Raw genomic sequence first — 18,469 nt, forward strand, 5'->3', positions numbered from 1 at the left:
CCGGGTGAAGCGAGCCCGGACGAACACCCGACGCCATCTGGTGCTGCCTGTGCTCGGAGCGCTTGTCGTGTTGCTGGCAGCAACGGCAGGTTGCTCGGCGGTCGAGGGCGTCAACGGGGGAGCGTCGGCCCGCCTCCCGTCCACGCAGGCTTCGTCCACGCAGGCTCCGCTTGTCCCGGCGCCGCCCGTACCCGCCCGGATCCCCTCCACGGCAGCAACCTTGGGCCCTGCGACTTCCGCTGCCAGGGACCGGGTAGAGGCGGCCCTGACGAAGCTATCGAGCGGAGGGTCCAAGCCCGGAACGGAACAAATCCGGGCGGCCCTCGTCGAAGCTGGGTTTCCTCGGGCATCCATCGAAGTCACTGCGAGCCAAACCCCCACCGGCCTGCAGGCTGATGTCGTTGAGGCCGCGGTCCGGCAGGACAGGGACTGCGTCGTCGCCCAGCTGCGCAACGGCGCGGTGGCAGTGACCGTCTTGACCGTCTTGGCCGATGGCCGCTGTTTCGCGGGTTCGGCTGCCTAGAACCGGTCCGGAGGTCGTCCATGCACATGCGGAGCCACATCGCCGGCTGGCAGGGCCCGGAATGTGAGTTATCCGTGCCGAGCCACTAGATTTGTAGGCATGGCGGAATTTATCTACACAATGACCAAGGCCCGTAAGGCTGTTGGCGAAAAACTTATCCTCGACGACGTGAGCATGTCCTTCTTCCCGGGGGCCAAGATTGGTGTTGTTGGCCCGAATGGTGCCGGTAAGTCCACCATTCTCAAGATCATGGCCGGCCTGGACACCCCTTCCAACGGCGAAGCCCGGCTGAGCCCCGGCTACACTGTCGGCATCCTGCTGCAGGAGCCGCCGCTGAATGAGGACAAGACCGTTCTGGGCAACGTCCAGGAAGGCGTCGGCGAGATCTACGGCAAGATCCAGCGCTTCAACGAGATCTCCGAGGAAATGGCCAACCCGGACGCTGACTACGACGCCCTCCTCGAGGAAATGGGCCAGTTGCAGGAAGCCATCGACGCCGCCGACGCTTGGGATCTCGATTCCCAGCTCGAGCAGGCCATGGATGCCCTGCGCTGCCCGCCGGCCGATGCCGACGTCACGCTGCTCTCCGGTGGTGAGCGCCGCCGCGTCGCCCTCTGCAAGCTCCTGCTGCAGAAGCCGGACCTGCTGCTCCTCGACGAGCCCACCAACCACCTCGACGCCGAGAGCGTGCTGTGGCTCGAGCAGCACCTCTCCTCCTACCCTGGTGCAGTCCTGGCCGTGACCCACGACCGGTACTTCCTGGACCACGTGGCCGAATGGATCGCCGAAGTCGACCGCGGCCACCTGTACCCGTACGAGGGCAACTACTCCACGTACCTCGAGAAGAAGCGCGCCCGCCTGGAGATCCAGGGCAAGAAGGACGCGAAGCAGGCTAAGCGCCTCGCCGAAGAACTCGAATGGGTCCGCTCCAACGCGAAGGGCCGCCAGACCAAGTCCAAGGCCCGTCTGGCCCGCTACGAGGAAATGGCCGCCGAGGCGGACCGTACCCGCAAGCTCGACTTCGAAGAGATCCAGATCCCGCCGGGCCCGCGCCTCGGTGGCCTGGTCCTGGAGGCCAAGAACCTCCAGAAGGGCTTCGAGGACCGCACCCTGATCGACGGGCTCTCCTTCACCCTGCCGCGCAACGGCATCGTGGGCGTCATCGGCCCGAACGGCGTCGGCAAGACCACGCTCTTCAAGACGATCGTCGGCCTGGAACCCCTCGACGGCGGCGAACTGAAGATCGGCGACTCCGTCAAGATCTCCTACGCTGACCAGAGCCGCGGCGGCATCGACCCGAACAAGACCCTGTGGGAGGTCGTCTCCGACGGACTCGACTTCATCCAGGTCGGCCAGGTCGAGATGCCGTCCCGCGCCTACGTTGCCGCATTCGGGTTCAAGGGTCCGGACCAGCAGAAGAAGGCCGGGGTGCTCTCCGGTGGTGAGCGCAACCGCCTGAACCTGGCGCTGACCCTCAAGCAGGGCGGTAACCTGCTGCTCCTCGACGAACCGACCAACGACCTGGACGTTGAGACGCTCAGCAGCCTCGAGAACGCCCTGCTCGAATTCCCGGGCTGCGCCGTCGTCGTCTCGCACGACCGCTGGTTCCTGGACCGGGTGGCCACCCACATCCTCGCCTACGAAGGCGACGAGGAGAACCCCTCCAAGTGGTACTGGTTCGAGGGCAACTTCGAATCCTACGAGGAGAACAAGATCGAGCGCCTCGGCCCGGACGCGGCCAAGCCGCACCGGGTGACGCACCGCCGCCTGACCCGCGACTAAGTCCGGCAGCGCGGTCCCGCCATGGCCAATGCAAAGGCCCGGCTCCCCACGGGGAGCCGGGCCTTTTGTGTGTCCGCCTCAGCCGCGGTCGGCCTTGCGCATCTGGTGTTTCAGCACCTTGGTCTGCACAGCACCCTTGACCTTGTTTTTCAGGTCGGTCGGCACCCGGATCATGCCCTCCTGGGCCACGGTCGCCACGTGCCGGCCGTCGCGGCTGAAGATCTTGCCGGTGGCCAGGCCGCGGGCACCCTGTGCGCTGGGCGATTCCTGGACGTAGAGCAGCCATTCATCGACGCGGACGGGCCGGTGCCACCACATGGCGTGGTCCAGGCTGGCCACGGACATTCCCGGGGTAATCCAACTCATTCCGTGCCGGCGCAGCACGGATTCGAGCAGGGTGTAGTCGCTGGCGTAGGCCAGCGCGGCGCGGTGCATCTCCGGGTCGTCGGGCATCGGGCCGAAGGTACGCATCCAGACCGCGTTCCGGGCCTCCTTGGGGCCCTTCGCGGACACGTACAGCGCCGGATCCACGTGGCGGATGTCAAAGGGCCGCTCGTAGGCCCAGTGCCGCGCCACGGGATGGTCGTATTTGCCGAGCAGGTCGGCCGTGCTCGGCAGCGACTCCGGGTCCGGTATCCCGGCGGGCATTTCGGTCTGGTGCTCGATGCCTTCATCCTCGTCCTGGAAAGACGCGATCATCGACAGGATAGGCATGCCCTCCTGGTAGGCATGGACCCGGCGAGCGGAAAAGGACCGGCCGTCGCGCAGCCGCTGGACCCCGAAGGTGATTGGCTTGTTGGCGTCGCCGGGCCGGAGGAAGTAGCCGTGCATGGAGTGGACTCCGCGGCCTTCGGGAACGGTACGGCTGCCGGCTACCAGGGACTGTGCCAGCACTTGGCCGCCGAAGACGCGCTGGCGCGGCTGCTTCTGGGAGGGGCCCATGAAGATGTCCTCGTCGGTCCTTGCGCCCTCCAGCTCGCCGAGGTTCAGGAGTTGGATGAGCGAGGAGGTGGGATCCTCGGTGGGCATCGCCTGCAATCCGGCTTCGGCTTCAGTCATGGTTTGACTCTAGACGGCACCCCGGCACGGCTCAAAAGAGGCACAGCCGGTAGAGTCGAGATTGTGTCTGACGTCCTAACCCAGCCCCTGCAGTTCACCGATCCCCGCGACCTCGCCGACCTGCGCACCTTCGCCACCCGGGCCCGGGCTGTCGACGACGGCGCCATCCGGCTGAACGCCTCGGGGCCGGTTCTGGCGGCTTATGTCTGCGTGCTGCGGCCCCGGCTGCTGGGGGAGGCCACCCCGACCATCCTGGGGCTCCGGACCGTCGCCCTGGCTGCGCCCGCCGAACTCGACGTGACCGTCCCGCTCTCCGCGGTGCTGGACCGCCTGGCCCGTGCTGGCGCCGACGACGTCGAACTGCCGGTGCCGCCGATGACCGTCACCGAATCGTGGGCCGGCGTCGGCGCTCCCCGCGCCGGGTGGGAGCCGCTTGGAACGCTGCAGGACGCAACCCTTCGACTGGCGGCAGAGGCCGGCATTAGCGAAATCGCGGCCATCATCCCGGACAAGCCGGGCGCCCTGATCGTGAACAACGCCCGGGCCACCGTCTGGGGCCGGGAGTTGCCCGACGCGAGCGGCCTGCCAGCCGGTGCGGCCTTCGCCGCGCTGACCTTGGGATTCCTGGCCGACGCCGAACAAAGCCTCTTCCGCTCGGGCCGGTGGTTCCGGCTCAGCAGCCCCCGCGGGCACGTCCTGGTCCGTGCCGGATCGGGACTCTAGGACGAGCCCAGGTCCCTAGGTCCCCAGATCCCCAGGCCAGCGCCGCCCGGAGCTCGACGCGCTCAGCCTGCCGTGACGGCCGCGAGTTTGACCGGGGTCTGCTGGCCGTCCCAGGTTCCGGTGAGGGCCTCGGGGCCAGCGGCCTGTTCCGCCAGTTGAAGCCGGCGGATGACGAGCAGCTCCAGCGCTCCGGTCCGGACCAGCGTTCCCGCGTCCGTGTTGGAGACTGTGGCTGGGCCGAGGGCCGGCGCCGCGGAACGATGCGGCCCGGTGCTGCCAACAAGGACCGTCTCCGGCATCGCCTCGAGCCTGCCCTCCACCGCCAGGAAGTGCTGCGCCTGTGGCTGGCCCGTCAGGATGGCGGCGGCCAGGGCGTCCAGGTAGCAGGGATCGCCGACGGCGTCGTAAACCCACCGCTCGCCGAGGACCGAGTGCTGCATGGTCCCGATTAACGACGCCTCGGCGCCGTGCAGGGGTGAGCCCCGGTAGCTCAGCGGCACCTGGAAGACCGTATCGTCAGCCGCGACGAGGATCGTCTCCATGCCGACTTCGCCGTCCGGGTCGTCGAACCGGAAGGCGCCCACCTTGCCGAGCCCCGCGGCGCCTCTCGTGAACCAGGGCTGCCGCGGCAGCCAGCTTTGGAGGAGTTCAAGTTTCGTGGGCTGCAGCTGAGCCTGATGAATGATCGCCATGCCCGTCAGCCTAGCCGGACGGGGCTGCGTCCCCGGTCAGAACCGGAGAACGCTGAGCTCCGCTGCGGGCTGGAATCCCAGCCGGGTGTAGAAATTGTGCGACGCGGGAGACGGCGACAGGACCATTCGTGCCGCGGGGAGGCCTCGCGAGAACTCAATTGCGGCCTGCACCAGCTGCGCCCCGACGCCGGCATTCCGGAAGTCCGGCAGCACGTAAACGTTACCGAGGTAGACCCAGAAGGAGGGCGGCTTCCCCGGCTTCGGCATCCGTTCGAAGACCAGGAGGTTGAGCATTCCGATCAGCTGGCCGTCTTCCTCCGCCACGAAGAACTTGCGTGGGTTGGCATCCATCCAGTCGCCGTAGATCTCGTCGAAGTCCCGGCCGCCCCGCGGTTCGGGCTCCTGCTCTGCGGCCCACCTGGCCCTGAGCGCGGCCAGCGCGGTGCGGTCGGCGGGACGGTCGTCGCGGATTATCGGCATGGAAAGTACCCTACCCATCACGGCGGCAGTAAAGACGGCCGCAACACTTGCCGCCCCATACCCGGCAGGGTATTCTTGAGGCAGAAAGACCCCGGAGACATCCCCCCAAGTGCCTCCGGGGTCTTCCATGTCCGGCCTAGGCGCCGGAGGGGCTGTTGACCATCGAGAGCGCCGCCCGTTCCATGTAGTCCCAGAGGGTCCCCTCGTAGAGCGGCGGCAGTTCCAGGGCGTCGACAGCGGTGCGCATGTGGTGCAGCCAGGCGTCCTTGGCCTCGGGCGTGACGCGGAACGGCTGGTGCCGCATCCGCAGCCGCGGGTGGCCGCGTTCCTCACCGTAGGTCGTGGGACCGCCCCAGTACTGCTCCAAGAACATCAGGAAACGCCGCTTCGCCGGTCCGAGGTCCTCTTCCGGATACATCGGGCGAAGCAGCGGGTCCGTCGCGACGCTGTCGTAAAACACATCGATGAGCTTCACGAACGTCTCATGGCCGCCCACGGCGTCATAGAAATTGTCCGTGTAACCGGGCTGGCTGAATGGATCGTTCTGCATCAGCATCTTGGGCTGGCGGGGTTCGCCGGCAATGGGAAGCGTCATTTTATTCTCCGGCCTGTTGCTGGGTTGCGGAGCCGGCGTCGTCGGCCGGTCCGCTGTCGGGCGCCACATAGCTGCCCTGTGAACGGTTTCCTACCCGCAGGATCTCGCCATTGCGCAGGTACCAGACCGTGCCGTCCTCGGCCCTGACCCGGGTGATGCGCAGGCCCATGGACTCGACCGTGCCCACCACCTCGGAGGTCTCAATGACGTCGCCGATCCCGTACTGGTCCTCGATGGTGATGAAGATGCCGGCCAGGAAGTCGCGGATCAGTTGCTGGGCGCCAAAGCCGATCGCGACGCCGAGGATGCCCACACTGGTCAGCAGCGGGGCGATGTTCACGTTGAGGTTCTGCAGGACATACATCACCGTGATCACGACGACGAGTACGCTCACCACGCTGTTGAGCAGGGAACCGATGGTGTTGGCGCGCTGCTCGCGCCGCTGATGGTCCAGGGCACGCAGCGCCGGGGCCACCCAGCGGAAATGCGGCTTCTTGAAGAATGTGGTGCCCGCGGCGACCCGCTTCGTGATGCCTGCGATCACGAAGGACGCCACCAGCCACGCGGCGACGCCGACCCCGATGCTGATCAGGACACCGGGCAGGTTGATGGCCGAAATGTCCGGCGTCGTGAGCGGCTCGGCGGCGGTCAGGCTGTACATCAGCAGGGTTTACTCCTTCGGAACGCCCGCGTTCGCCGGGCGCATAACACTCTGTTCAACTTCAACATTAGCGCCGTACCGTGGCCCCATGCGCATCCTCGTCCTCGGCGGCACAGCCTTTCTGTCAGCAGAAATCGCCCGGCAGGCCGTCGCCGCCGGCCACGAGGTCATGTGCCTGGCCCGCGGGACAACGTCGCCACCGCCGCAGGGGGCCACGTGGCTGCAAGCGGACCGATCAACCGGCCCGGCCGCCTACGAGGGGGCCGTCCACGCGGGGGAATGGGACGCCGTCATCGAGGTCGCCCGGGACCCGGGCCAGGCTCAGGAAGCGCTTGAGGCGCTCGCCGGCAGTGCCCGCCACTGGACGTTCGTATCCAGCTGTTCCGTGTACGCGGACCACTCGGTGCCCGGCGCGGCGGAGGACGACGCCGTGCTGGCGCCGTTGCCGGCCGGCATCCCGGCGACGGCGGAGAATTACGGGGAAGCGAAGTCGGCGATCGAACGCCTGACAACGGAACTGGCCGGGGGCCGGGCGCACCTTTGCCGGGCCGGGCTGATCGGCGGGCCGGGGGATGGCTCGGACCGGTACGGTTACTGGCCCGCCCGTTTCGCCCGGGATACGGGGCCGGTGCTGGCTCCGGATATTCCTGCGGACGCCACCCAGATCATCGACGTCCGGGACCTGGCCGCCTGGGTCTTGGCCGCGGCGGAGGAGGGTGTCACGGGGGCGTTGAACGCGGTGGGCGAGCCGGTGCCCTTTGCCGAGTACCTCGAGGAGTCACGGCGGCTGTCCGGGGGAAGCGGGGAGGTCGTGGCGGCGCCGTCTGACTGGCTCGCCGCCCGTGGTGCGAATTACTGGGCAGGTCCGGACTCGTTGCCGCTCTGGCTCCCGGACGGCCACGCCGGGTTCTCCTCCCGCAGCGGCGCCGCGGCGCAGGCCGCCGGGATGGTTTTGCGGCCCTGGACGGAGACGTTGCGCGACACACTGGCGGACGAGCGCCGCCGCGGGCTGGACCGGGAACGCCGGGCCGGTCTCAGCCCGGACACCGAGCGCCGGCTGCTGCAGGAATTCCAGGCGGAGTTTCAGTCCAGCTGAGCTGCTGCCGCCGGGTCCACGGCTGCGGAGGCCTCGTGCCGGACCGGGAAGTTCACGCTCCGGGCGATGAAGCAGACCGCGTTCGCTCCGCGGTGCAGTTCCTCGAAGAGCTCGTCCGCCACCGGCTCGGCCGTCGTGACCCGGGGTTTGAGGGTGACCGATTCGAACTGGCCGCTGCCGTCCCGGTTGGTGCGCATCAGGCCCTCGGCTTGGTCCTCGTAGCCGGTCACCACCACGCCGTGCTTCACCGCGACGTGCAGGAAGGACAGCATGTGGCACTGCGAGAGCGCCGCCAGCAGCAGCTGTTCGGGGTTGTGCCGCTCCCGGTCCCCGTGGAAGGTGGGGTCCGCCGAGCCTTTCAGCACCGGCAGCCCGGGGATCTCGACGTCGTGGTCGCGGGAGTAGCCCCGATACGACGAGGTCCCGCTGCCCAGGTTTCCGGTCCAGCGGACGGTCAGGGCGTAACGGTGCAAGTCGAGGCTCATGCCGCCAGTCTAGCGGCGCTGAAACGCCAGAACCCCGGCGCCGCCTAGCGGTGCCGGGGTCCTGGGCTGCTGTCCCCGTCTTGCGGGTCAGTCTCGGCCGGAGCTAGATGTCCGCGGAGCGGGCGCGCAGGGCGCGGGCCACGCCGTCGCGGTTCTCCAGCATCATCCGGCGCAGCGCCGCGCTGTCTTCGGGCAGCGAGGCGAGGAACGCATCGGTGCGGTCCACCGTTTCCTGCGTGGTCAGCTGCGCCGGGTAAAGTCCGACGACGATCTGCTGGGCCAGGGCGTGGGTGCGGTCCTTGACGATGCCCGGGACGGCCTCGAAGTACTTCTCGGCGTAGGGCTCCAGCAGGGCCGTGTCCAGCACGCGGGTGAACCCGGCGACCGCCGAACCCTGCAGCGCGTTGGACAGCTCGCCCTTGACCACGATCGACTCCCAGGCCGCGGCCTTGGCCTCTGCGGTGGGGATGGCCGCCTTGGCCAGGGCTGCCGCGTTCTGTCCGGTGGCGGTGTTGTCGTGCTCGAGCTCGGCGTCGATCTGATCCTGGCCTGCCCGGCCGCCGACCACGAGGGATGCAATCAGCTCCCAGCGCAGGTCCTGGTCCACGGTGAGGCCGGGCAGCTCGCGCGAGCCGTCCAGCAGGCCGGCGACCGTGTCCAGCTGGCCGGCGCTGCGGGCCAGCAAGGCGTAGGACTTCACGAACTGCAGCTGCGCGTCGGAGCCGGCCGGGACCCGGGAGGCCAGCTCCCAGAGCCGGTCGGCCGCGGCGGTCGCGGTGGCTTCCTTGTGTTCTGCGGCCACGTAGAAGTTCAACGTGGTGGCGAGCTGGCGGAGCTGGACCAGGATCACGGAGGAGTCGGATTCCTCGGCGATGTTGGCCAGGATCAGTTCCACGTAGCCGCGGGCCGGGGTTTCGCCGTCGCGCGCGGCGTCCCAGGCAGAACCCCAGACCAGGGTCCGGGGCAGGCTCTGGCCGAAGTCCTTCAGGTGCGCCGTGGCGGTGGCCAGGGACTTCTGGTCCAGCCGGACCTTGGCATAGGCGAGGTCGTCGTCGTTGAGCAGGATCAGGTCCGGCTGAGCGAGCCCGGCCAGGGCCGGGACCTCGGTGCGCTCGCCGTCGACGTCGAGCTCCTCCCGGTGCACGCGCACCAGTTTCCCGGCGCCGTCGAGGTTGTAGAAACCGACGGCGAGGCGGTGTGGGCGGATGGTCGGCTGGGACTCGGTGGCGGACTGCAGGATGGCGAACGAGGTAATCGTGCCGTCCTCGCCGACGGACAGCTCCGGCTTGAGCGTGTTGACCCCGGCGGTTTCCAGCCAGAGCCGGCCCCAGTGGTCCAGGTCGCGGCCGCTGGCCTTTTCCAGCTCGACCATCAGGTCACTGAGCTCGGTGTTCTGCCAGGAGTGCTTGCGGAAGTACTCGCGCACGCCGGCCATGAACTCCTCCGGGCCAACCCAGGCCACCAGCTGCCGCAGCACCGAGGCGCCCTTCGCGTAGGTGATGCCGTCGAAGTTCACCTCGACGTCCTGCAGGTCGTTGATCTCGGCGAAGATCGGGTGCGTGGTGGGCAGCTGGTCCTGGCGGTAGGCCCACGACTTTTCCACCGAAGCGAAGGTGGTCCAGGCGTGGTCGAACTTGGTGTTCTCGACGGCCGCGAGGTGGGACATGTACTCGGCGAAGGACTCGTTGAGCCAGAGGTCATTCCACCAGCGCATGGTCACGAGGTCGCCGAACCACATGTGGGCCAGCTCGTGCAGCACGGTGATGGCGCGGCGCTCCACCTGGGCCTCGGTGACCTTGCTGCGGAAGACGTAGCCTTCCAGGATGGTCACGGCGCCGGCGTTTTCCATGGCGCCGGCGTTGAACTCCGGCACGAAGAGCTGATCGTACTTCTCGAACGGGTAGGGGCAGCCGAACTGGGCCTCGAAGAACTCGAAGCCCTGGCGGGTGAGGTCGAAGATGTTGTCGGCATCGAGGTACTGCATCAGGGACTTGCGGGCAAAGACGCCCAGCGGGGTGACCTTCCCGTCGGCGGACTTCACCTCGCTGCGGACCGACTGGTAGGGCCCGGCGATCAGGGCCGTGACGTAGGAGGAGAGCCGCGGGGTGGGGGCGAACTCCCAGACCGAGCGGGCGCCGCCGTCCTCGCCCGGGATGGTTTCGACCGGCACCGGGGTGGGGGAGTTGGAGACGACGTCCCAGTGGGACGGCGCGGTGACGGTGAAGCTGAAGCTGGCCTTGAGGTCGGGCTGTTCGAAGACGGCAAACATCCGCCGGGAGTCGGGAACCTCGAACTGCGTGTACAGGTAGACCTCATTGTCCACCGGGTCCACGAAGCGGTGCAGGCCCTCGCCCGTGTTCATGTAAGGGGCGTCCGCGACCACCAGGAGCTCGTTCTCGGCGGCGAGGTCCGGTAGCTGGATCCGGATGCCGTCGGAGACCTCCGCAGGATCCAGCTCGCGGCCGTTCAGCGTGACGCTGTGCACCGTGTGGGTCACGGCGTCGATGAAGGTCGAGGAGCCGGGCTTGGCCGTGAACTTCACGGCAGTGGTGGAGCCGAACACTTTCTCCCCGCGGGTCAGGTCGAGGCTGACCTCGTAGGAGTCGACGGCGATCAGTTCGGCGCGCTCGCGGGCTTCGGCGCGCGTGAGGTTCATACCGGGCAAAGGGTGCCTCCAAAAGGGTGGGAACGGTGGAAACAATACTGTGAAATTATTCTTTCACGTTGCAGCAGCTTGGCAAGTTGTGCACGTCACAGCGTGTCCCCTCCGGGCGGCCGCGCAGGGGTAGCGTTGGAGTCATGGGAAAGATCCGGGATTCGGTTGACGCCAGGGCGCTGCGTTTCGCCGTGGGGTTCCCGCTGATGCTGGCGGCCGCCTTCGTGGTGTGCGCCCTGCTGATCCGCAATGACCTGCCCGAGCCGTTGGCCGTCCGCTGGACGGATGCCGGGGCCGCGGACTTTGCGCCCTTTGGAGCGGTGGTGGGGGTGGGGGCGGCCCTGATCGTGCTGGTCGGCTGGGCCGTCCTGCTGCAGGCGGCGCCGCTGTCCCGGCCGGTCATGATGCGCCGGTTCATGATGGGCGCCGGACTCGCGGTGAGCCTGTTCGTCACCACCGTCCTCGCCGCGGTGCTGGTGGGCCAGCTCGGCCTGCCGGACGCCCGTGGATCGCGGGTGGACGTTGTTGTCCTGGCCATGGGCAGTGGCGCAGCCCTGGGCCTGGGAGTGGTCATGGGGTTCGTCTTCAAGGCCGACGAGCGGTGGTCCACGGATGACGAGCGGGCCGTGCAGGCCGCGCTGGAGCGGGAGCTGGACCCCGAGTTGGCCGGCGATTCCGTGAGCCTCTGGGTCCATGCGCGCAGTTCGGTCTTTGTGATGCTCGGGATTGCCACACTGTTCCCCGCGGCGCTGCTCACCGTCGCCGTGCCCTGGCTGGCCGCGTTGCTGGTGGCGGTCGCACTGCTGGCGGCCGTGTTCCTCTTTGCCCGGATCCGGGTGGACCGGAGTGGGCTGCGGGTGTTCGCTGCCGGGTTCGTGCGGGTCATGGACGTACCTGCCGCCGCCATCGACTCGGCGACGCCGAAAGAGGTCAAGGCGTCCGACTACGGCGGCTGGGGCTACCGGAGCCACGGCGCCACGACGGCGATGCTGGTCAGCAGCGGCCCCGCCGTCGTCGTCGACCGCTCCGACGGCCGGCGGTTGGCAGTGAGCGGGGGAAATGCGACGACGGCGGACAACGTAGCGCAGGTGCTGTCCCGCGTGGCGGCGCGGGCACGCCGCAACGGCGGGGCGCCGACGGCGTAGCCCTAGTAGGCTGGGAAGAACCCTGACCAGCAGCGCCGAGAGCCCACCGGCGCCCCACAGAAACGGATACGCCGTGACCACTGCCCCGGATTTCCCGCGCGTTCACATCGCCACCGACCACGCCGGCATGGAGCTCAGCGCCCACCTGGTGGGCCACCTCAGCGCCAAGGGATACGACGTGGTGGACCACGGGCCCAAGGTCTACGACGCTCTCGATGACTACCCCTCGTTCTGCATCAACGCCGCCCGCGCGGTCGTCGCGGACCAGGAGGCCGGCATCCACGCACTGGGCATCGTCCTGGGCGGTTCAGGCAACGGGGAGCAGATCGCGGCGAACAAGGTCAAGGGAGTCCGCGCCGCCCTGGCCTGGAACCTCTCCACCGCGAAGCTGGCGCGTGAGCACAATGACGCCAACGTCGTTGCCGTGGGCGGCCGCCAGCACAGCGTCGACGAGGCCACCGCCATCATCGAGGCCTTCCTGACCGAGCCGTTCAGCAATGACGAACGCCACGTCCGCCGGATCGGCAAGATCGCCACCTACGAAACCACCGGCGAGGTCGTCGAGTAGTGCCGGAAGGGCATTCGATCCACCGGCTGGCGCGGCAGTTCGATGACGTCTTTGCGGGGGAGCGGCTCACCGTGTCCAGCCCCCAGGGGCGTTTCGTACAGGGCGCGGCACTGCTGGACGGCCATGTCCTCACCGCCTCCGTGGCGCACGGCAAGCATCTGTTCCTCGACTTCGACCACGGCCTGGTGCTGCACGTACACCTGGGGCTCTACGGAGCCTGGGACTTCGGCGGGGACGAGCGTTTCCGCGGTGCTTCCAGCATCGGCGCGCCCCGCAAAATAGGGGAGCGGGAGGTCTCCGGCGACGCCGCCCCGGATACCGTGTATGCCGGACCGCCGGCTCCGGTGGGCGCCGTGCGGGTGCGGCTGGCCAGCGCCCACGGCTGGGCTGACCTGCGCGGGGCAACCACCTGCGAGACGCTCACCGAAACAGAGGCCCAGGCAGTCACCGACCGGCTGGGACCCGATCCGCTGCGGAATCTTCCGGGGGACCGGGAGGGCTTCATCGCCGCCCTGGCGAAAAAGCGCACCCCGCTGGCGACGCTGCTGATGGACCAAAAGGTGATCGCCGGCGTCGGCAACGTCTACCGGGCCGAACTGCTGTTCCGGCAGCGGCTGGATCCCTGGCTGCCGGGCACGGCCCTGTCCGCGGCGGCCGCTGGACAGCTGTGGGACGACACCGTCGCGATGATGTCCGACGGCGTGCGCGACGGACGGATCATCACCACCCCCGAGCGTTACTGGACTTCGACCCGCGGCGACGGAACCGCCGTCGTCGGCGCAGCGGGCAACGGAGCCCGCCCCGCCGGCACGCTGCCGGAGCCCGGGGACGCGCACTTCGTCTACCGACGGCACGGCCAGGAGTGCCGGGACTGCGGCACAGCGGTGGCGTTGACGGAGCACGCCGCCCGGAAGCTCTACTGGTGCCCTGCCTGCCAGTCAGCCTGAACCGGCCGGGGTGCCCGGCAGGCGCGTCGATTGCTGAGTAGATGCCCTTTTGACGCCCCAAAAGGGCGGCTACGGAGCAATCGATGGGGGCGACGGGCACGAAAAAAGCCCCTCCGGAGAGGGGCCCTAGCTTCGTCATATTTCGGAGGGGACGACGGGAATCGAACCCGCGTAATCAGTTTGGAAGACTGAGGCTTTACCATTAAGCTACGTCCCCGGGAATTTGCTGGAACTTCAGCAAAACTTCCGGGCGGCTGTTGAAGCCGGATATAACTAAACCCAATTCAGGCCCCCAGTGTCAAATGTGCAAATCGGCACAGTATGACCGTAGACTGTTCTGTGCACTTACGGGGTGTAGCTCAGCTTGGCTAGAGCGCCTGCTTTGGGAGCAGGAAGTCGCAGGTTCAAATCCTGTCACCCCGACTCTGCAGCAACTGCCAGACATGTGGCGTTGCAGAACCCCATCCCCCAAAACCAGGAGTACTTAGACTGTGAAGAGCGCTGTCGAGAACCTCACCCCCACGCGGGTCAAGCTCAATGTTGAGGTCCCCTTTGAGGAATTGAAGCCCAGCATCGAAGAGGCATACAAGACTGTTGCTTCGCAGATCCAGGTTCCCGGGTTCCGCAAGGGCAAAGTCCCCTCCAAGCTCATTGACCAGCGCGTCGGCCGCGGCTACGTCCTGGAAACGGCCATCAACGAAGGCCTCAACGGCTGGTACCAGGCTGCCGTGCAGGAAACCGGCATCCGCCCGCTGAGCCGTCCCGAGGTTGAAATCACCGAGGTTCCGGACCCGTCCGCCACCGACGGCGAGCTGAAGTTCCACGCCGAGGTTGACGTGCGCCCCGAGATCGAGCTCCCCGACTACTCCGGCATCAAGGTCGAGGTTGCCGCTGCGGAGTCGTCCGACGCCGACGTCGACAAGGCCCTTGACGAACTACGCGGCCGCTTCGGCACGCTGAAGTCCGTGGACCGCCCGGCAGCCGACGGTGACTTCCTCACCATCGACATCACCGCTTCGATCGACGGCGCCGAGGTCGACTCCGCGTCCGGCCTGTCCTACCAGGTCGGCGCCGGCACCATGCTTGAAGGCCTCGACGAGGCAGTCACCGGCCTCAGCGCCGACGAAGACGCCATCTTCGACACCACCCTCGTGGGCGGCGACCACGCCGGCGAGTCCGCACAGGTCAAGGTTGTCGTCAAGGCCGTCAAGGAGCGCGAGCTTCCCGAGGCCAACGACGACTTCGCCCAGCTGGCGTCCGAGTTCGACACCCTTGCCGAGCTCCGCGAGGACCTCGCCAAGCAGGCCGCAGACTCCAAGACCGTCGAGCAGGGCGTCGAGGCCCGCGACAAGGTCCTGGACAAGCTCGTTGAGCTCGTCGAGGTCCCGGTTCCGGCTTCCGTCGTCGAAGAGCAGCTCGAGCAGCACTTCAGCGCCGAGAACTCCCACGGTGAAGGCGAGCACGACACCGAGGAGCACCGCGCCGAGGTCAAGACCAACACCGAGCGCGCCTTCCAGAACGAAATCATCCTTGACGCCATCGCCGAAAAGGAAGAAGTCAACGTCACTCAGAACGAGCTGATCGACTACATCGTCACCACCGCCAGCCAGTACGGCATGGACCCGAACCAGTTCGCCCAGATCATCGATCAGAGCGGCCAGGTTCCGATGATGGTTTCCGAGGTTCGCCGCCGCAAGGCACTCGCCGTGGTCCTGGGCCAGGCCGAGGTCACCGACTCCGAGGGCAACAAGGTTGACCTTAGCGACTTCGTCCGCCCCGGCGGCGAAGAGGCTTCCTTCGAGGCCGACGCCGAGGACGCCGCTTCCGAGGCCGAGACCGCCGACGACGCAGCAGCCACCGAAGCGCCGAAGAACGACGACCCCGCGGCCGTGAAGTTCTAGCACCAACGGTTCCCGCAGTTCCTGCCCGCACCCCCGGATCACCGATCCGGGGGTGCGGCTTTTTAAGCCTGCAATGAACCCTCCCGGGCAATCGTGCGCCGTCAGCGAACAGCCCTGTGCCTGAGCACAAAGCAGGCCGGAAAACCGTTAGTGTCCATGTAGGAAAGTTCAGTGGCGCCGTCCAGTGGCGTCACCGTCGCCAGCGAGAGGTAAGTACATATGTCACAGCAAGCAGGGGCACCCCGGATGGCTACCGTCGATCCGGCCGCCCAGGATAACTACATTTACAACCGCCTGCTGAAAGAGCGCATCATCTGGCTCGGCTCCGAGGTCCGCGACGAGAACGCCAACGCGATCTGCTCCCAGTTGCTGCTGCTCTCGGCCGAGAACCCCGAGAAGGACATCTACCTCTACATCAACTCGCCCGGCGGCTCGGTCACCGCGGGCATGGCCATCTACGACACGATGCAGTTCATCCCGAACGACGTCGTCACCGTCGCCACCGGCCTGGCGGCCTCGATGGGCCAGTTCCTGCTCTCCTCCGGCACCAAGGGCAAGCGCTACGCGACCCCGAACGCGCGCATCCTGATGCACCAGCCTTCCGGCGGCATTGGCGGCACCGCCTCGGACATCAAAATCCAGGCCGAGCTGATCCTGCACATGAAGAAGGTCATGGCCGAACTGACAGCGGAGCAGACCGGGCAGACCGTGGAAACCATCCTCAAGGACAACGACCGCGACAAATGGTTCACGGCGCCCGAAGCCCTCGAATACGGCTTCTTCGACAAGATCGCGGCGCACGCCGGATCCGTAGCAGGCGGCGGCGGAACCAACGCCGACGCTGGCACCGAAAACTAAACGGCACGCAGACAGAACCGACTCCAGGAGCAATGAACATGAACTACAACTTCGGATCGACTGCCGGCAACCTGCCGAGCAGCCGCTACGTGCTGCCGCAGTTTGAAGAGCGCACCCCCTACGGCTTCAAGCGCCAGGACCCTTACACCAAGCTGTTCGAGGACCGCATCATCTTCCTGGGTGTCCAGGTTGACGACGCCTCCGCTGACGACATCATGGCGCAGTTGCTGGTGCTCGAGTCCACCGACCCGGACCGGGACATCACCCTCTACATCAACTCCCCGGGCGGCTCCTTCACCGCCATGACGGCGATCTACGACACGATGCAGTACATCCGCCCGGAGATCCAGACGGTCTGCCTGGGCCAGGCTGCCAGTGCGGCCGCCGTGCTGCTCGCCGCCGGCACCCCGGGCAAGCGCCTGGCACTGCCGAACGCCCGCGTCCTGATCCACCAGCCGGCCCTCTCGGGCGGCCAGGGCGGGCAGGCTTCGGACCTGGAGATTCAGGCGGCCGAGGTCATGCGGATGCGGTCCTGGCTCGAGGACACCCTGGCCAAGCACTCCGGCCGCACCTCCGAGCAGGTCAACAACGACATCGAGCGCGACAAGATCCTCACGGCCGCCGAGGCCATGAGCTACGGCCTGATCGACCAGGTGCTTGACTCCCGCAAGATCAAGCCGCAGGCGCTCACCAAGTAGCCGGACGGCAGTCCAACCACGACGCCGGTGCAGCCCAGCAGAAATGGGGCCGCACCGGCGTCTTCTTTCCACCCATCAGGCCGAAAGTGACCTAGAGTGGAAGTTGTCACGGCCGTACGTCCTGCGGGAAACGTCCGTGATTCCAGTAACGGGTGCAACGCTGCACAGGAGCACGACCCGGCCGGCAGCAAGATACTAAGGGGTTCACATATGGCTCGGATTGGCGAGAGCACCGATTTGCTGAAGTGTTCTTTCTGCGGAAAGAGCCAGAAGCAGGTCCGCAAGCTCATTGCCGGGCCCGGCGTCTACATCTGCGACGAGTGCATTGAACTCTGCAACGAGATCATTGAAGAAGAACTCGCCGAAGTAGCTGACCTGGGCAGCTTTGAGCTGCCCAAGCCCCGCGAGATCTTCGACTTCCTGCAGGAATACGTGATCGGCCAGGAGCCCGCCAAGCGGTCGCTCGCCGTCGCCGTTTACAACCACTACAAGCGCATCCAGGCCGGCCACGCGCCCAAGAGCGGCGCCCTCGCCGAAGGCGGCCACCACGACGACGTCGAGATCGCCAAGTCCAACATCCTGCTGATCGGCCCCACCGGCTGCGGCAAGACCTACCTGGCGCAGACCCTGGCGCGGCGACTGAACGTGCCGTTCGCCGTCGCCGACGCCACCGCCCTGACCGAAGCCGGCTACGTGGGCGAGGACGTCGAGAACATCCTGCTCAAACTGATCCAGGCCGCGGACTACGACGTCAAAAAGGCCGAACAGGGCATCATCTACATCGACGAGATCGACAAGATTTCGCGCAAGAGCGAGAACCCCTCCATCACCCGGGACGTCTCGGGCGAGGGCGTGCAGCAGGCGCTCCTGAAAATCCTCGAGGGCACGGTCGCGTCCGTTCCGCCGCAGGGCGGCCGCAAGCACCCACACCAGGAATTCATCCAGATCGACACCACCAACGTGCTCTTCATCGTGGCGGGAGCCTTCGCCGGCCTCGAGGAGATCATTGGTTCGCGCTCGGGCCGCAAGGGTATCGGCTTCGGCGCCCCGCTGAACGAGGTCAAGAACAACGCGGACTCCTACGGTGAGGTCATGCCCGAAGACCTGCTGAAGTTCGGCCTGATCCCGGAATTCATCGGCCGGCTCCCGGTTATCACCACGGTCTCGAACCTGGACCGCCCGGCGCTCATCCAGATCCTGTCCACGCCCAAGAACGCTCTCGTCAAGCAGTACCAGAAGATGTTCCAGCTGGACGGCGTCGAGCTGGTGTTCGAGGACGAAGCCCTGGACTTGATCGCGGACCAGGCGCTGGAGCGCGGCACCGGTGCCCGCGGCCTCCGTGCCATCCTCGAGGAAGTCCTGCTGCCGGTCATGTTCGACCTGCCGAGCCGCGACGACGTTGCGAGCGTGGTCATCACCGAGGACGTGGTGGCCAAGAAGGCGCCGCCCACCTTGATCGCCCACGACGTGAAGCGGCGTAAGTCCGCTTGATCCGAATCACGCAGCGCATCAGCCAAGCTGCGGAATAAATCTAGCGGCAGCGTGGCTATGCGTAGATGATGCGCCGTGCCGCCGTGCCATTTCAGCCGGCCCGTCGCAG

18 protein-coding genes and 2 tRNA genes are annotated in these 18,469 nt (G+C 67.1%); 12 read left to right on the forward strand and 8 right to left on the reverse strand.

Annotated elements, in window-relative coordinates; all coding sequences use genetic code 11:
* Window positions 1-67: 67 nt before the first annotated feature.
* Window positions 68-523, forward strand: coding sequence for a DUF6993 domain-containing protein (locus tag AC1DNC_RS12310; protein WP_476862939.1), 456 nt, complete (start codon window positions 68-70; stop codon window positions 521-523).
* A 99-nt stretch (window positions 524-622) separates the two neighbouring features.
* Complete coding sequence (gene ettA, locus AC1DNC_RS12315; RefSeq protein WP_476862816.1) at window positions 623-2,305, forward strand: energy-dependent translational throttle protein EttA; 1,683 nt, start codon at window positions 623-625, stop codon at window positions 2,303-2,305.
* A gap of 78 nt (window positions 2,306-2,383) precedes the next feature.
* On the opposite strand, the gene tesB is transcribed toward ettA, so the two are convergent.
* On the reverse strand, window positions 2,384-3,364 hold the full coding sequence (gene tesB / locus AC1DNC_RS12320) for an acyl-CoA thioesterase II (RefSeq protein ID WP_476862817.1): 981 nt from the start codon (window positions 3,362-3,364) through the stop codon (window positions 2,384-2,386).
* A gap of 63 nt (window positions 3,365-3,427) precedes the next feature.
* On the opposite strand from tesB, the gene AC1DNC_RS12325 reads away from it, so the two are divergent.
* Window positions 3,428-4,087 carry a DUF8185 domain-containing protein gene (locus AC1DNC_RS12325; RefSeq protein ID WP_476862818.1) on the forward strand — a complete coding sequence of 220 codons (660 nt, stop codon included), beginning with the start codon at window positions 3,428-3,430 and terminating at the stop codon, window positions 4,085-4,087.
* 62 nt (window positions 4,088-4,149) lie between these two features.
* Here the strand turns inward: AC1DNC_RS12325 and AC1DNC_RS12330 are convergent, their stop codons facing one another.
* From AC1DNC_RS12330 to AC1DNC_RS12345, 4 genes are all read right to left on the reverse strand, one after another.
* Complete coding sequence (locus tag AC1DNC_RS12330) at window positions 4,150-4,779, reverse strand: CG0192-related protein (RefSeq protein ID WP_476862819.1); 630 nt, start codon at window positions 4,777-4,779, stop codon at window positions 4,150-4,152.
* 36 nt (window positions 4,780-4,815) lie between these two features.
* Window positions 4,816-5,259 carry a GNAT family N-acetyltransferase gene (locus tag AC1DNC_RS12335; RefSeq protein ID WP_476862820.1) on the reverse strand — a complete coding sequence of 148 codons (444 nt, stop codon included), beginning with the start codon at window positions 5,257-5,259 and terminating at the stop codon, window positions 4,816-4,818.
* A 136-nt stretch (window positions 5,260-5,395) separates the two neighbouring features.
* Complete coding sequence (locus tag AC1DNC_RS12340) at window positions 5,396-5,854, reverse strand: globin (RefSeq protein WP_476862821.1); 459 nt, start codon at window positions 5,852-5,854, stop codon at window positions 5,396-5,398.
* Window position 5,855: 1 nt separating this feature from the next.
* Window positions 5,856-6,515, reverse strand: a complete 660-nt coding sequence (locus AC1DNC_RS12345) for a mechanosensitive ion channel family protein (RefSeq protein ID WP_476862822.1) — start codon at window positions 6,513-6,515, stop codon at window positions 5,856-5,858.
* Between the two features lie 88 nt (window positions 6,516-6,603).
* Between AC1DNC_RS12345 and AC1DNC_RS12350 the strand changes: the two genes are divergently transcribed.
* On the forward strand, window positions 6,604-7,611 hold the full coding sequence (locus tag AC1DNC_RS12350; protein ID WP_476862823.1) for an NAD-dependent epimerase/dehydratase family protein: 1,008 nt from the start codon (window positions 6,604-6,606) through the stop codon (window positions 7,609-7,611).
* Here the strand turns inward: AC1DNC_RS12350 and AC1DNC_RS12355 are convergent.
* Window positions 7,599-8,096 carry an OsmC family protein gene (locus AC1DNC_RS12355; RefSeq protein WP_476862824.1) on the reverse strand — a complete coding sequence of 166 codons (498 nt, stop codon included), beginning with the start codon at window positions 8,094-8,096 and terminating at the stop codon, window positions 7,599-7,601. The genes AC1DNC_RS12350 and AC1DNC_RS12355 overlap by 13 nt on opposite strands.
* Before the next feature lie 103 nt (window positions 8,097-8,199).
* Entirely contained in the window at window positions 8,200-10,752 is a 2,553-nt protein-coding gene (gene pepN, locus AC1DNC_RS12360; protein ID WP_476862825.1) for an aminopeptidase N, read from the reverse strand.
* 143 nt (window positions 10,753-10,895) lie between these two features.
* Here pepN and AC1DNC_RS12365 point away from each other — a divergent pair, with 143 nt between their 5' ends.
* The 3 genes from AC1DNC_RS12365 to AC1DNC_RS12375 all read left to right on the forward strand — a co-directional run bounded on the left by AC1DNC_RS12365 (window position 10,896) and on the right by AC1DNC_RS12375 (window position 13,412).
* The gene (locus AC1DNC_RS12365; protein ID WP_476862826.1) at window positions 10,896-11,897 is read left to right on the forward strand and encodes a hypothetical protein; all 1,002 of its coding nucleotides are present in this window, start codon (window positions 10,896-10,898) and stop codon (window positions 11,895-11,897) included.
* Between the two features lie 73 nt (window positions 11,898-11,970).
* Window positions 11,971-12,465: a ribose-5-phosphate isomerase gene (locus AC1DNC_RS12370; protein ID WP_476862827.1), complete on the forward strand. Its 495-nt coding sequence runs from the start codon at window positions 11,971-11,973 to the stop codon at window positions 12,463-12,465.
* Window positions 12,465-13,412 (forward strand): Fpg/Nei family DNA glycosylase, encoded by a 948-nt coding sequence (locus AC1DNC_RS12375; RefSeq protein WP_476862828.1) that lies wholly within the window; start codon window positions 12,465-12,467, stop codon window positions 13,410-13,412. The genes AC1DNC_RS12370 and AC1DNC_RS12375 overlap by 1 nt, the downstream gene beginning before the upstream one ends.
* A gap of 146 nt (window positions 13,413-13,558) precedes the next feature.
* Here the strand turns inward: AC1DNC_RS12375 and AC1DNC_RS12380 are convergent.
* Window positions 13,559-13,629 (reverse strand) — tRNA-Gly (locus AC1DNC_RS12380).
* 131 nt (window positions 13,630-13,760) lie between these two features.
* Here AC1DNC_RS12380 and AC1DNC_RS12385 point away from each other — a divergent pair.
* The 5 genes from AC1DNC_RS12385 (at window position 13,761) to clpX (ending at window position 18,360) form a co-directional block, all read left to right on the forward strand.
* Window positions 13,761-13,835 (forward strand) — tRNA-Pro (locus AC1DNC_RS12385).
* 68 nt (window positions 13,836-13,903) lie between these two features.
* Complete coding sequence (gene tig / locus AC1DNC_RS12390) at window positions 13,904-15,313, forward strand: trigger factor (protein WP_476862829.1); 1,410 nt, start codon at window positions 13,904-13,906, stop codon at window positions 15,311-15,313.
* Window positions 15,314-15,559: 246 nt separating this feature from the next.
* Window positions 15,560-16,171, forward strand: a complete 612-nt coding sequence (locus AC1DNC_RS12395; RefSeq protein ID WP_175321079.1) for an ATP-dependent Clp protease proteolytic subunit — start codon at window positions 15,560-15,562, stop codon at window positions 16,169-16,171.
* 38 nt (window positions 16,172-16,209) lie between these two features.
* Complete coding sequence (locus tag AC1DNC_RS12400; protein WP_056738346.1) at window positions 16,210-16,869, forward strand: ATP-dependent Clp protease proteolytic subunit; 660 nt, start codon at window positions 16,210-16,212, stop codon at window positions 16,867-16,869.
* 210 nt (window positions 16,870-17,079) lie between these two features.
* Window positions 17,080-18,360, forward strand: coding sequence for an ATP-dependent Clp protease ATP-binding subunit ClpX (gene clpX / locus AC1DNC_RS12405; protein WP_476862830.1), 1,281 nt, complete (start codon window positions 17,080-17,082; stop codon window positions 18,358-18,360).
* Window positions 18,361-18,469: the final 109 nt, after the last annotated feature.

This window comes from Arthrobacter sp. 01N442 (genome assembly GCF_056399345.1).